The sequence below is a fragment of the Bacillus sp. SIMBA_008 genome, from assembly GCF_046535495.1.
Lineage (GTDB): Bacteria > Bacillota > Bacilli > Bacillales > Bacillaceae > Bacillus > Bacillus subtilis.
Window position 1 is genome coordinate 262913 of sequence record NZ_JAWRWL010000007.1, and the last position, 12898, is coordinate 275810.

Consider the following 12898-nt stretch of genomic DNA (forward strand, 5'->3'; position numbering starts at 1 on the left):
CCCCTTATCTGAATCTCGATAAAACTTACATTTTATCCACTAATTTTAATTTTGTTTCCTTAGTGAAAATTACACAATTCAATATGTACTTACTTCTTTGCCCTTACTTTCTTCTTCTCTTAACATATCTTCAGCTATATACATCCCCTCGTAAGCATAATCAATTATTGAATGAAATTCTCCGATGACTCTTCGTAAATTTTCCTCTTCTTTGTATGCTTTTAATCGCAGAATCGTTTTCATTAATTTATCGAGCTTTTCATCAAGCAACATAGCTCCTTTTATCATCTCCTATATACATATTATTTGTATTTGATTAAACTATAACCCATCATTTAATATCTGTCAATTAGATTCGGCCAATTTATGTGACCGAATCTAATTTTAATCTGAGAACATAAAGATCAATTCATTGATGTCATCCCTAAGCTTAACGAGGCTTTGTGGTGTAACTGAAATTGTAACATCTAATTTCTCTCCCTTGAAACCAAGTAGGAATTGATAATGTTCTGAAGTCAGCAATTTTTTTGTAAGTTTCAGACTAACCTCTTTGTAATTATCTTGATCAACAAATATATTCAAAACAATACCTTCATTCTCCTCTTGCTGCTGATTACATTATGTTTAATGGAGTCTTTCTTTTTTTTATTTTTACTCAGGCAATTCTTCTGTATTTGTTATTTCATATTCCATATCACTTAATTTAAAATTTTCAACTGATCCGTCAGCTTTTAAAAACGAGACTTCTTTAGATAAAAGTAAATTTTCACAAATCCTGGTTACCAATGTTTCAGAGACTTCTGGACTATCTGCTTTGTTTTTGAGTACAATCTCCAGATTCAGTTCAATATTGTTTAAATAACCTGCCATCCTCATTCTCCTATGTTCAATTTTCTGTGATAAACCCTTAAGGTGTTAAGGGAACGTGCGTTCTGTTTTGTATAATCATTATACATAGAAAGTAGGTGTTATGCTAGTGGTTATTTATCGGCTTCGTATGGTATGATATGTATTATGTCTTTCCATAACAGAACGCAGGAGGATGTCCGATTATGATTAAAGTTGAGATCGGGCAATGCTTGATACCTGAATTATGTAGAAAGAAAGACATTACAATCAATGAACTTTCAGAGATAACTGGGATTAAGAAACAGCAGCTGAGCGACTATAATCGATTAGTTAAAGTAGATATGTCTATTCGAACTGCAAAAAGAATTGCTGCTGCTTTAGATTGTAATGTCGAAGACCTCTATGAATTCAAGGTTGAAAGGCATTGAAACGACTAAGACTTTGGTCTTGGTCTCCTCCTTAGTAAACCATATGGTTTACATGACCATCTTACTACATTTAAACATGTATTTAAAGTGATTATTTTGTCTATTTTTGTCGAAATGCGAATTTTTTCACAATTTTTTGAGATAAAAGAAAAATCCATTTAACCAAAATAGTCAAATGGATTTCATATTTAAATGGTCGTCTCTTTTAGACCTAGTTCTTCTGCGTAATATTTATTAACTTCTTCCTCATTAATATAATCTTGCATTGAATAAACTGCTCGATATTTGGATTTCACTCTTAAATTAAAGTCATCTATAATCTGATACCTTACAGAGTTATCAATAACCCCTTTTTCTTTATAAAGCTGATATGCTCTATACAAATGACCAGATCTAACAATAGTATTTGGTGTTAAAAAGTTAATTTTAAAGAACTCAGATATATCAGTAATTAGATTAGTTATGACAAATTTACTTGCTTGGCCGTCTCCTTTGTTGGACGTTCTTTTTGTTTTAACTACATAATCATTTTCAACTAAAAAGACTTCTTTTGTTTGGCCTTTTGCCTTCCCATTCTTTAATTTATATTTAGTTTCCTGAGCTGCATTTAAGGCAATAACAAGACATTCACTACTAACTTTTAGTTTTCGTTCACCGTGCTTTGAATCATAGAGGGTTAAAACGTTACCATTTAGCATCGCATCCTCAACTTGCTTTTTCGTTAAACTTAGCAATTCAGAATGAGCTAAACCTGAAACCCCTTCAAACAACAGCCTTAATACAGCCTTTGATTGATAATTAACTAATTGACTTTCCATTTCTTCTAATTCACTATAGGTAATATATAATTTTTTATCCCCAAGACACTCATAAAGCTCTTCTTCTGAAATAGTTCTTGCTAAATTGGTTAATCCTTTACTTAACTTATATGAAATTGCCCAATCAATATACAATGACAATAATGCTAAGGTTCTCCGAACACTACCGATAGTGGTTTGATCAAATGATCGTATAAGTTCTAAAATTTGCATTGATGTGAAATCATAAATGTCCTTATTATATAAAGTCTCAGTAATCTCTGCTTTAGCAAAAATAGGCCTCATCTGCAAAACCATACCCTCAGATAAGGTATCTAAATATTTTTCCTTAATCTCACTATTGAACATTGCAACAAACAACTCCTAAGTAATTACTCGTCTATTTTTAAATTATTGAAGAAATTCCATATCTTTTGTGGTGATTTAGCATTTCCATTCTTGTCTACTACACCTAATTCATCCCACAACTTATTTTTCTTACTAAAGTCTATAGAGCCTAAAACATCAGTAATCTTACTTTCCAACTCGTCCAGGCTTACCCCATCTAATTGCAATTTCTTAGCTAATCCCACATAACCATTAAAGAACAAATAGTTGTTTACAAAACTTCTCTTCCGTTCTTTTGCTATATCACCTAAGAACTCATCTACATATTGTGTAGCTAAAGCATCAAAGAAAGATGTAAGGTATCTTGCAGTTTTTAAGATGTCTGCCTGAGTAGAAAAATCTTTTTTAGAATAGCTTCTTTCAATTGCCTTTTTGAAGTCAGAAAAAGTTATAAGTAAGTTCTGATTCTGATTTATCCAGTCTCCATTTGTCTTTATATAATCACCAATTATGCTATTATCCTGAATGAACTTAACAATTTTATTAGAATAAACATTTTGACTCATCTCAGCTACTTTAGATTTCTTCACTGGATTTATTGTATTTTGTTGCCCAAAATGCTCTCTCGCCCTTTTTTGAGTGTAGTTATAGATGTCCACTTTAAAGGTTTCTTCAAACAAATGATCTAACTCAGGATGCTGTCTTATAGCCATAGTAATGCCTATTAGCCGGTGATACCCGTCTAAAACGTCTAAAATGGTGTCTTCAGTCACTGTAAGCGACATAGTGTCGTCATCATATTTTAATTCTTCGCCACAACTTGCGCTTCCAACACGTGCATTAAACGTAAAAACTGATTTAATTAATTTCCCATCTAAGAACAGTTCCTTTATTTCTTCAACCGATTGTTTATTGAGCTGCGGTACAGGTATCTCAATATCTGAGCCCTCTAGTTTTTTCGTTTTGTTCGTTCTTTGAGCATTAGGATTATAGTGCAATAACTTATTTTCAAATAGCATAAACAACTCTTTAGCAGTGATGGGGAAGAAATAATTATCATCCGAATACTTTACAACTTGTTTGAATGTATACGGAAATTTTATATCTTCCTCCACAGATCCTTCCCATAACGTTTCAATTTCTCTCATATCCGTTTTTGTGAAGTAATTTCGTGGATTAAACCTTTCACTTTCAAGAACTGAGTATAGGGACTTGGCTAAAAAGTACATATATTCTTTAGAAATTTCGACTTCTGGATTTTCTATATCATAAATTAATTTTTGTGTTGTCCCTGGAGTAATTTTATTTTTAGCCATCTCTAATTGAATATCGTTAATAAAAGATCTTATGTGTTTATTTTTCGAGATAGCATCTTTCATTTCTGAAAGCAGTTTCTCATTTGCAGACTGATCAAAGATCACTGTCATATAGCCTTTCACCTCATGTCATGTTGCTAAATTTAAAGTTACCAAAGGCAATCTGGTTAATCAAGAAGAATTATCATTTGAACTGAGTAATATACCGAAAAAATGATTATCGCTCATTTACATGCTTTATAAACTTTTTTAATGTAACAAGATCAGCGTTTTCAAAAAAACTAATAAAATCCTCTTGGGTTGCTTCATATAGTGGATTTAAATCGATTTTTTCATCCATTGTTACACCAGCAGAGTTCGCTATGTTAATCTTTCTGCTCATATATCTCTCTGTTGTTAATGTGTTTTTATGATTTCCTTGTTCTTTTGCTGCAAGTAAATCGTGACCAGAATTCTCATAGACATAGTCAATTCCTACACCCTTAAATGAGTGTAAGACTAATTCTCTTTCAGGAGGTATTCCTAACCTTTTTTTCGACCTTTTTAAGGAGTGTCGTAAAGATTGTTCCGAAAGACCCTGAAAAACCAATTCAGTTTCGCTGTCATCCTCTTCCTTCAGCTGCAACAATTCCTCATAAAATACCTGGTTAATGCCTGTAGACACAACCTGAGATCCTTTATCAATAACTGTTACTATATAATGGCCTGTACTTTCATCAAGCTGTATGTCTTTCCATCTTACTCGCAAAATCGCACTTACACGAAAAGAAGTTCTGATGGCGAATTTAACAAACAGCTTTTTCATTAAAGGTTTCTGTCTTTCATTTATATACATATCCTGAGCGATTCTTTCGGCTTCTGTCTGGGTTGTTTTATCCCAGTTTTTAGTTACTGTTTTAAGCCTTTCGACAGTATTAAACACCGACAAGTCAATATAGTCCTTATAATCATGCTCCAAATATGTATAGAGCATCTTCAGGGAGGTCATTTTTCTGTTAATACTATTATTAACTAATCCCTTTTCCTGAAGATACTTCACATAGTTGCTTAATTCGCTTTTACTTACAACTAAATCATCGGGAACTAAACTTTTGACATCTTTACCTTTAATCACACTAAAGAACTGCTTAATATCCCCTTCATAATTCTTTCTGGTGTTCGACACCCTTCTAGTTGATGAAGGCATCATATAGTTAGAATTCCCTGAGCTACTTCTTATATCTTTATTGATTAAAAAGCCCTCGATATCATCGTAAACCGCATAATTTTTTAATTGTTTAACTTTATTTTGCATTATCTTCTCCTCCTTTCTCATCCAATAGCTCATCAATAGAGACATTCAATACCAGAGCGATAAGCTTTATGGTTGTAACATCTGATTCATCTGGCATTTCAATGATTTTGTTTAATTTTTGAATATCAATCATTGTCTCCCTCGACAATTCCTCTATTGTGATGCCACGTTTGACCAATAGCTGTTTTATTCGCTCTGACATGTCAACCTCCTACTTTTTATGTATACTATAGACTGCAGTGCGTATATGTTATGGTTGATAAATAAACTCTTCAAATTCAATTGCAATGTGTCGTTTTAAATTCTTCACAAAATGTATTAGGGATATAAAATGCGGATTATTTTCAATGCTTCTTTTTAATCCATCTCCACCTAATAATACTCTATTTAGATCTTTTAATAATGCTGCTATCTCTATTTTTGCACCATGTAGATCATCTTCAGTTTTTGCATTAACAATCATTTTCCTAATGTTTAGTACATTCTCTATGTAAGTTTGTTTAGCACTTAAAACAAAATCGGCATCAATATCTTTATGATTTGTAGACCTAAGTTCTACAACATGCATCATTAATCCTCCTTGTATTCGCTTAGCAATTTCATGTATCCTTTAGTTAGTTGTTTTCGAACATTTTCATTCTTCATTATTTTTGACTTTTCAATGCTTTTTTCATGAAAAAACAAATCATTTTTAACTAAGCTTTCAACTTTCTTTTGGTAAATGGTTTTATGCATTGTCATACTGTTTTTTAAGTAACTAATTGCGGACATACCACCAACCTCCTATATACATATTTTTTATCTTTTGCATCTATAGCAATTGTAATGCATTACAAAAGGGAAGTAAAGATTTTTTTAACGACAAATAGCACATTCTACGCAATTTTTTTTTGCGAATGTGCTGCTTTGTAATGCATTTCATTTAATTAGGGTGTATGTATTTGAAGTTGATCACTAGATGTTATTAAAACCTAATATTTAAGTGATGGCCTTAAAACTACAAAAGACGCTTAGCTCAAAAGAGCCAAACGTCTTCCTTTTCTCTGTTTAATTTAATTAAATAAATAATAATACTAATAACTTTATGTGTCAATGGATTTTATGCTCCACGTGGCATTCCAGCAACCTCATAATCACCTGAAGCTTGTTGGATTGAAGAATCTGCACTTATGTAAGAAGTGCCTAGTGCGCCCAAGATAACTAAAGCCATAATAAGTTTTTTCATTGTCTCACCTCCTTTAAAGTAAAAGTAATTCTAAAAGTTTTTGATTTTCACCCATCTTTTGCAGTTCTAACAGTGGCAGCCTAATAAGGAATTTGTCATTAGACTTTTTAAAATACTCGATTGAAGAATAGAAACATGCTTTATTTTGTTCGAGTCTTCCTTTCAAATAATAATGCATTGCAAGCTCATTATCGTTGTGAACTAAAAGATCTAGTTTATCCAAAACTTCTTTTGCTTTGGAATTTTCATTAAAGTTGATAAAACAATGAGCTTGCTCCTGCAAATCCATAATTGAATCAGCTTCAAAATTAATCCACTTATTTTCTTTGCGCCATACATTATTTAAGAAGCACAAAGCCTGCTGGAAAATCATGTTGTAATTTTCATTTTGAACAGAAACGCTTAGCCCTTTTAAAAAGTTTTCTTGAGCCAATTCATAATTCGAAAATAATAGAGAGTTGCCAATAGTTAAGTAGCTGAAAACCTGAAATCTCAGGATATTTGTACTTTCCAATGCCTTTTTAGAGTACTCTCTGCACTCCTCTAATGAATTTTCATTTAACTTTATATTAGACATTAGAACATGAACTCTTGTTTGATATGTATTTCTAATGTACATGTTCTCAGAAATCTCACTTAGGTCAATTTGTTTTATAAGTTGGGCCATCGGAGAAAAGTTACCAGTGCTTAAATAATGATAAAGCAGCAAGAGTCTTGAGAAAGAATTCATTTCAGGTGTTTTTATATTTAATTTGCCGAGTCTTTTCACTGCCTCAAATTCAGTAATAACACTGTTAGACAGTTCTCTATGTATTTTATACACTTTTCCATATTCTTTACTTTTCATATTGCTGCAAGAAATCATTGAATCTATTAAAACATCTTCTATTTCAAAAAACATATTTGCATCAGCATACTCCAATGCACTTCTAGCTGCCTTTGTCTTAACATCTAGGTTAAAACAGTAATCTTTCATTAATTCATATTCACGGTCTGGATACTGACTCTTAACAATGTTGACTATTGAAGAAAATTCATTAAATGTTTTCCCATCATGGTTTAAGAAGTCATAAAGAGGATTGGGGTTTTTAAGGCCAGCTACTGTTGCCCATTTATTCATTAAAGAGTTGTCATTTTCCAAGTCTTTCTTCATAGCTATCCTTATTAACTCCATTATTTCCCCTCATTTCTTTTTGTTGTCTTTATTGGTTAACTTAATAATACTATAGATCACATTACGAGTCAATTATTTTATACATATTTTTTGTATTTGTATTCTCTTTAAAATTCCTATTTTATCGAGACACAATGAGGATTAACCCTCATTGTGCATAATTGGCCAAATACAGCTTTCCACCTTTATTTTAAGTTCTTCTTGTGCTTTATCATCTAATTTGTTATAAAGCTCTCTTATAAGCTTTCTTTGGTATTGAATATGTTCAATTAAATAGTCTTTTTTGTAATTCTTTTTTAACCCTTGTTTAGTCAGTAACCATTCGTCTTCATACCCAATAAACTCAAGCAAAAGTGTCTTAAATGACTCGTTTTCTTTTTCCAGAGTCTTAAGACGCTTTTTTGTTATATGATCAGTAGTCATTTTCAACTCTCCTTAATATTTAACTATTTGTATAAATCAAGCGATGACTTCCACTACAAAAATTGCTGGTAAAGATAAAATACTGTTCTTTTTAATTCCATCTTTGGAGAGCCAGAGAATTTATCTAGCAACTCTTTAACCTCCGCTTTGCTTATACCAAGGTGATAATGCAAATCAAACTCCTGGTTTCGCACTTTCTCAGAACCAATATCATTGAATCCAAATAAATTCACTTTAAAACACAACTTTTTTTTTAGATTTGTTTTTTACGATCTAAGGTAATCATTATTGTATTAAGTTTATTATCTACCTCAATGGATGTACAAAATGAATGATCTTCATCAGTTTTTATCTCGATCATGCAATTGTGTTTTTCTTTTAAATGTTCAGATAGCATAGTAGACAAGTTACCATCTGGAATTTTTGCCTGTAATTGCCCTATCTTACTGATGTCATAAGTAACAATATCTTCATGAAGAACAATAGGCACAGATTCAATTTTACCTTCGTTTAAGCTATACTCTATATATCTAACCTCTTCTTTTAAAGATCTATCTTTCAAGATATTTCCCCCTTCAATTGGACAGTTTGATTCTTTTAACTAATTTCATTCAAACAAAGTTCTTTATTCGAACCCAATCTTGTCTTTGTTTATCTAAGGGTCTTGAGCTTTGTGCCAATTTTCCAATATGATAAACAGGAAACCACTTTGCCTCATTTATCATTATTGGTTCCTCATATTTCACCACATCTCTTAAATAATTTGAGCATTTTATGTTATATACTCTTTTAACAGTCCTAAAGGCTTTTACTCCTAAGGTAATAATGATTTTAGGGTTAACAATTTTAATTTCCCTTTTTAAAAAATGTTCACCGCAATTTCTATACCAAGCAGATTTTGTTTTCCCGGACAAATTTTTTGTTTCTTTCATACAAAGTATTGCATTTGTCAAGTAAGTATCTTCCACCTTAACACCAATAAGGGATAGCATTTCAATTAGTTTATTGTTTGTTGTATTTAACGGATTAACTTGTCCTTTGTTTCTAATAAATGCCTCAACATGACCCCAATCTTGACCTACAACCATCACCTTAGCATTTAAATTGCCACACCATCTAGTCCAAGGATTAATGTGATTTGAGTCATATCTTCCATCTAAAATCACAGCTGGGTTTTTAACTCCTTGACATAAAGTACATTGTTTCCGTTGGTGAACTAATTCTCTATACTTCCTATTTTTTGAAACTGGGTCTAGTATAAGAGACAAAATTTTTACGCCCCTTTTAAAATTGAGTATACTCTTCTTTAAATAAAATGATTATTTTATTACTATTATACTACAATTTTCCATGGTCACACTAAACAAAAAGCAGTCTATTCAGATCTGCTCCTTAGTGTTTTCTTCTTTTAACTTTTTGTTTAGTTTGAAGCCAATTAAGACATTGACAATAGCTGCTGGAAGATATAAAATCCCTGCACCTATTATTCCTAGTGCAGTACTTAAGCTCACAATAAATGTCTGCATTTCTGTGTTTCTTGACTTAAAGCAAAGTAATATTAGGAGTCCAGCTAAAACCCCCATAAGCCGGGCGATACCTGGAATAAAGAAATCTGTTAGGACTCCAAATAATTGCCCAATAATTGATAGCATAATCCCTAAAAAACTGGACAATAAAACCAAATTTTTAATGGCATTTTTCCCCCTTTTCAAAGCCGCTTCCATTCCACATACTCAAATCGCTTTTGATACAAGTCTTCAAGTATAGCAGCCCATTCAATCCATCCTTCAGCAACAATGCTCTTCTTTTCCCCACCTTCAATCCACTCTATCCAATACACCTGAGCACCCCTAACGTTTTATGACTTGGATTTCCCTTACCTCACATTGGACATTACACTTTGTTTTGAGCTCACTTGCTACCTCAATGACTTCATACATTGTTTGCAATTTAGAAGCGCCGTGGAGGTTGCTAGATGTCAAATAGCCGTCCTCATCTAATTTAAATGATTTGAAGTATTCCTTGTTTTCAAACTGCAGTACATAAAAATAATCAAGCAAAGGCATAAATCAACCTCTTTTAAATAATTTTGTAATCCTCATTGCCAATGGCAGTATGCCAATTAACATGAAAAAAGCAATAACGTTAAGCTTATTTTTGAAAAACAGGCTGGCCAAATTCCTTTCCATGCCCGCTGCTGTTTCTTAATCCATGAGTTCTTTAAACTTTTCATCATAAACCTGATCAACAAAAATAAACTTCATGCTAGTCAACAATCCAACTCCAAGCCAAATAATTAAAAAATAAGCTAAACCAATCATTTGTTCCCTCCCTATATCGAACGAAATTTGCTATTCTTGAGTATGTTGAATAAATTTTGTAGGTGATCAAATGGAAGAGAAATTCGAAACAAATGGGTATGATACTTCAATCGTTTATGATTACAAAGAATATCCAGATGTAAAATACGGTCGCTGCGACAATTGTGATTACACTTTGTTCAAAAGCTCTGTGAAGAGTGGAATATTCTTACGTGAATGCCGGCGTTGCGGTATGAAAAAGAGCATTTAGATTAATGCTCTTTTTGTTTAAAACACTTCTTTTATCTTGATTCTTTATGCTCTCGGATTAAGACACGTAATGTGTTATGTTAATGCATGACTGTATAAGGAGTGATACATTGCTAAAAGTTGCAAAAATTTCGGTTTCTTGCATTGCATTAGTCTTGTGCGTATACTCTCTGTTTAATCAAAATGAATTATTGTTGCTGGTAGTTCAATTGTTTGTTGCAGCCCTTTTATCAGTAGTCGGAGTTGAAGCGATATTAAGCAAACAAAAACTGTCTGGATATTTACTGTTTGGATCAGCAGCCTTCTTACTTGTTGTAAACGTTGTGAAATTCATGATTTAATTTAATGTGTTAATTTCGTAGGAATATGGAGTCCCAAAACCAATAAATAAGACCTGCAACAATACTCATAATGTAATAATTTAAGCTTCTGAATACAGTAAGAGCATTTGGCGGATAATCAACAGTCCAGAACAAAAACACAGCTAAAAAGGCTACTGCAATATAAATTAAAAAATTGTTCAAACTGAATTTTCTGGGCCTTCTTCTAAGCCACACTTGCAAAGGGACAGCAAATACCAAGTAAGTGATTAAAGCATAAAATCCTATGATACCAATAGTGACTAATGCGATTGCCATAAAACCAGAGTAAGCAAACATATACAGACCAAAGATTAGACCAAATGATAAACTAGAGATTATTAGAGTATAAACATAACTGTTTAACAATCTATTAGGTAGCAAAAGTCTATCCTCCTGTCTTCAAAAAACCTTATTAATACAAAACTTTACTTAAGCCAAATAGCCTTAGTCGCATCAACTACTCTAGATTTTTCATCAAGATATGCATATTTTCTCTCCCACTCGCTTTTTCTCCAAGCTTCTTGATCTGCAAACGATGATTTAATTGGTTTTGGGTACTCATTCTTTGACCAGCCGTCTTCAATATGGTTTAATTTAGGGTCATTATCATCGTAATACTTATACCAAACAGTAATCATTTTTAACATTATTGCCCCCTGCTTCTCTTTAAAATTTATTAATTAGAAATGATTATAATGAAGATCAAATATATCTCTTATAGTCCTCAACAATATTACGAATTATATTGTATTCTTCAGGTGTAATAGCATCTTGGGGTACTGAAAGCTGTAGAGTGTCATCCATATAACTGTTTACCAATCTCCGATACATCTCGGATATTAAATTAACAATCCCTGAAATTCTCTTAACAGTTTCTAAATTAACTTCCTCACTGGCTGTAATTATAGGGGTTGCAAGTTGTGAGCTTTCAAATTTGTCTTTTTCTTCTGAAGACCGTTGACCTGCCAGTTTATCATGCATTATATATACTGTATCCATTGTTTTTTCAATAAGTTCGTGGTAACTTAATTCTTTTTGTGTTCTAAATGTTAGAATATTAGGTTCTGCAAAAGGATAAATTGGTGCAAATCCATGTTTCAATTTATTATAAAAATCAAAATAGGTAAAATCATGTTTTTCTTCTGGGATTACAGCAGTTGAGATATCTTTTATAAGCGAGGTGATATATTTAGTTGTGGCTTGAACCCCTTTCCACAGAACCTCTGTTTCTTCGTTTGTTAGTTTATTAAATGTTTTATTTAAATCTCCTTTAGATTCAGGTAACTTAAATACCCGTTTAATCATTCTTGAATTTGACACCGCAGAATAGTAGAAACTTTTCGGATCTTTGTAAGCTAAAAAGACCTCTGCAATATCTTTACTATTAACGTTGTATTCCTTACAGGCGTGACAGATCCCAGCAAAATCTTCAAGCATAGTTCCTAATCGAATAATCATATCGCAATATAATGCTTGTAATGTCAGATGATCATTAATTACTTTATCCTCCTTTAAAAAAAGATCTTCAAAGGTATTAAATAAAACCTCGAACATTTGTTGACGATGATTTATTCCAAAATAAAGTTTATTCCACAAAAGACTAAAACTGTCATCCCCTAATTCGTTTTTTTTATTTTTTATTTTTTCAACTAGATCTGGAAGGACGGTTATGTTTATACCGCTATTTTTGTTATCGTTTTGCACATGAAATTTTAAATTTTCTATTTGTATTTCTTCCAATTTTAATCTCTCCCTTATTCCGTTAAAAGAATGATTTTATTTAAACACCTTGAGTATAGCCTGATTTGTCAATAGTTACGAGATGTTCAATGTCATCATAGTGTTCTGCATTCATAACCTCATAAATATCAATTCCAAGATTTTTCTTCAAATTGCTTTTAGCATGTAAAACAATCATATTATCTGCATTAATGCCATTAGGCATTTGTGGTACACCCGCATCTGTTTTGATTTCTACACCGTTTACATTGAAAGTTACTTTTACTGTATTTTGCATTATAACCTCTCCTATTCCCTATAAAAGTACGATTTTATGTAGACCTAGAAAACTTGTAATTACTTCCTATCCTTGTAACTTTAGTATACCATTTT

At 32.1% G+C, this 12898-nt stretch carries 24 protein-coding genes and 1 pseudogene; 3 read left to right on the top strand and 22 right to left on the bottom strand.

All coding sequences use genetic code 11. The features are described from left to right. Nucleotides 1-78 precede the first annotated feature (78 nt). The 3 genes from SB658_RS20890 to SB658_RS20900 form a co-directional block, all read right to left on the bottom strand. Entirely contained in the window at nt 79-273 is a 195-nt protein-coding gene (locus SB658_RS20890) for a hypothetical protein (protein ID WP_003231036.1), read from the bottom strand. Between the two features lie 111 nt (nt 274-384). After that, nucleotides 385-582, bottom strand: a complete 198-nt coding sequence (locus tag SB658_RS20895) for a hypothetical protein (RefSeq protein WP_032721690.1) — start codon at nt 580-582, stop codon at nt 385-387. Between the two features lie 69 nt (nt 583-651). Further along, nucleotides 652-870 (bottom strand): YopT family protein, encoded by a 219-nt coding sequence (locus SB658_RS20900; RefSeq protein WP_017697044.1) that lies wholly within the window; start codon nt 868-870, stop codon nt 652-654. A 182-nt stretch (nt 871-1052) separates the two neighbouring features. Here SB658_RS20900 and SB658_RS20905 point away from each other — a divergent pair, with 182 nt between their 5' ends. After that, nucleotides 1053-1277, top strand: a complete 225-nt coding sequence (locus tag SB658_RS20905; protein WP_004399410.1) for a helix-turn-helix domain-containing protein — start codon at nt 1053-1055, stop codon at nt 1275-1277. A gap of 188 nt (nt 1278-1465) precedes the next feature. Here SB658_RS20905 and SB658_RS20910 read toward each other — a convergent pair whose 3' ends face one another. The 15 genes and pseudogenes from SB658_RS20910 to SB658_RS20980 form a co-directional block, all read right to left on the bottom strand. Beyond that, nucleotides 1466-2443, bottom strand: a complete 978-nt coding sequence (locus SB658_RS20910) for a phage lytic cycle repressor MrpR family protein (RefSeq protein ID WP_032721688.1) — start codon at nt 2441-2443, stop codon at nt 1466-1468. 23 nt (nt 2444-2466) lie between these two features. After that, nucleotides 2467-3849, bottom strand: coding sequence for a DNA sulfur modification protein DndB (locus SB658_RS20915; protein ID WP_032721686.1), 1383 nt, complete (start codon nt 3847-3849; stop codon nt 2467-2469). A gap of 106 nt (nt 3850-3955) precedes the next feature. After that, nucleotides 3956-5032 (bottom strand): tyrosine-type recombinase/integrase, encoded by a 1077-nt coding sequence (locus SB658_RS20920; RefSeq protein WP_019712297.1) that lies wholly within the window; start codon nt 5030-5032, stop codon nt 3956-3958. Next, nucleotides 5022-5234 (bottom strand): helix-turn-helix domain-containing protein, encoded by a 213-nt coding sequence (locus tag SB658_RS20925; RefSeq protein WP_019712296.1) that lies wholly within the window; start codon nt 5232-5234, stop codon nt 5022-5024. Before SB658_RS20925 ends, SB658_RS20920 begins: the two co-directional genes overlap by 11 nt. Before the next feature lie 48 nt (nt 5235-5282). Next, on the bottom strand, nt 5283-5600 hold the full coding sequence (locus SB658_RS20930; protein WP_032721685.1) for a hypothetical protein: 318 nt from the start codon (nt 5598-5600) through the stop codon (nt 5283-5285). Between the two features lie 2 nt (nt 5601-5602). Continuing rightward, nucleotides 5603-5803, bottom strand: coding sequence for a hypothetical protein (locus tag SB658_RS20935; protein WP_004399418.1), 201 nt, complete (start codon nt 5801-5803; stop codon nt 5603-5605). 328 nt (nt 5804-6131) lie between these two features. Further along, nucleotides 6132-6257 (bottom strand): lysogeny pheromone peptide AimP, encoded by a 126-nt coding sequence (gene aimP / locus SB658_RS20940; protein WP_009967508.1) that lies wholly within the window; start codon nt 6255-6257, stop codon nt 6132-6134. A 13-nt stretch (nt 6258-6270) separates the two neighbouring features. Next, nucleotides 6271-7431, bottom strand: coding sequence for an AimR family lysis-lysogeny pheromone receptor (locus tag SB658_RS20945; RefSeq protein ID WP_032721683.1), 1161 nt, complete (start codon nt 7429-7431; stop codon nt 6271-6273). Nucleotides 7432-7572: 141 nt separating this feature from the next. Beyond that, nucleotides 7573-7854: a hypothetical protein gene (locus SB658_RS20950; RefSeq protein WP_113712877.1), complete on the bottom strand. Its 282-nt coding sequence runs from the start codon at nt 7852-7854 to the stop codon at nt 7573-7575. A 253-nt stretch (nt 7855-8107) separates the two neighbouring features. Further along, on the bottom strand, nt 8108-8416 hold the full coding sequence (locus SB658_RS20955; RefSeq protein ID WP_144500567.1) for a hypothetical protein: 309 nt from the start codon (nt 8414-8416) through the stop codon (nt 8108-8110). Between the two features lie 49 nt (nt 8417-8465). After that, entirely contained in the window at nt 8466-9122 is a 657-nt protein-coding gene (locus tag SB658_RS20960; protein ID WP_113712875.1) for a uracil-DNA glycosylase family protein, read from the bottom strand. 111 nt (nt 9123-9233) lie between these two features. Continuing rightward, complete coding sequence (locus SB658_RS20965; protein WP_250621126.1) at nt 9234-9578, bottom strand: hypothetical protein; 345 nt, start codon at nt 9576-9578, stop codon at nt 9234-9236. Next, the gene (locus tag SB658_RS20970; RefSeq protein WP_042976227.1) at nt 9563-9694 is read right to left on the bottom strand and encodes a hypothetical protein; all 132 of its coding nucleotides are present in this window, start codon (nt 9692-9694) and stop codon (nt 9563-9565) included. Before SB658_RS20970 ends, SB658_RS20965 begins: the two co-directional genes overlap by 16 nt. A 10-nt stretch (nt 9695-9704) precedes the next feature. Next, complete coding sequence (locus SB658_RS20975; protein WP_144500566.1) at nt 9705-9920, bottom strand: hypothetical protein; 216 nt, start codon at nt 9918-9920, stop codon at nt 9705-9707. Between the two features lie 3 nt (nt 9921-9923). Then, a pseudogene (locus SB658_RS20980) lies at nt 9924-10175 on the bottom strand (hypothetical protein). Between the two features lie 70 nt (nt 10176-10245). On the opposite strand from SB658_RS20980, the gene SB658_RS20985 reads away from it, so the two are divergent. Beyond that, nucleotides 10246-10425 carry a DUF8096 family protein gene (locus SB658_RS20985; protein WP_019712287.1) on the top strand — a complete coding sequence of 60 codons (180 nt, stop codon included), beginning with the start codon at nt 10246-10248 and terminating at the stop codon, nt 10423-10425. 109 nt (nt 10426-10534) lie between these two features. Next, nucleotides 10535-10765, top strand: coding sequence for a membrane protein (locus SB658_RS20990; protein ID WP_029727207.1), 231 nt, complete (start codon nt 10535-10537; stop codon nt 10763-10765). Nucleotides 10766-10774: 9 nt separating this feature from the next. Here SB658_RS20990 and SB658_RS20995 read toward each other — a convergent pair whose 3' ends face one another. Genes SB658_RS20995 through SB658_RS21010 form a run of 4 tightly spaced genes read right to left on the bottom strand, consistent with a single transcriptional unit; the run spans nt 10775 to nt 12803 of the window. After that, nucleotides 10775-11167, bottom strand: a complete 393-nt coding sequence (locus tag SB658_RS20995; protein WP_029727206.1) for a UPF0715 family protein — start codon at nt 11165-11167, stop codon at nt 10775-10777. Between the two features lie 44 nt (nt 11168-11211). After that, nucleotides 11212-11433 (bottom strand): hypothetical protein, encoded by a 222-nt coding sequence (locus SB658_RS21000; RefSeq protein WP_144500565.1) that lies wholly within the window; start codon nt 11431-11433, stop codon nt 11212-11214. Between the two features lie 55 nt (nt 11434-11488). Further along, nucleotides 11489-12526 carry a hypothetical protein gene (locus tag SB658_RS21005; RefSeq protein WP_144500564.1) on the bottom strand — a complete coding sequence of 346 codons (1038 nt, stop codon included), beginning with the start codon at nt 12524-12526 and terminating at the stop codon, nt 11489-11491. 40 nt (nt 12527-12566) lie between these two features. Next, complete coding sequence (locus tag SB658_RS21010) at nt 12567-12803, bottom strand: hypothetical protein (RefSeq protein WP_061187748.1); 237 nt, start codon at nt 12801-12803, stop codon at nt 12567-12569. Nucleotides 12804-12898: the final 95 nt, after the last annotated feature.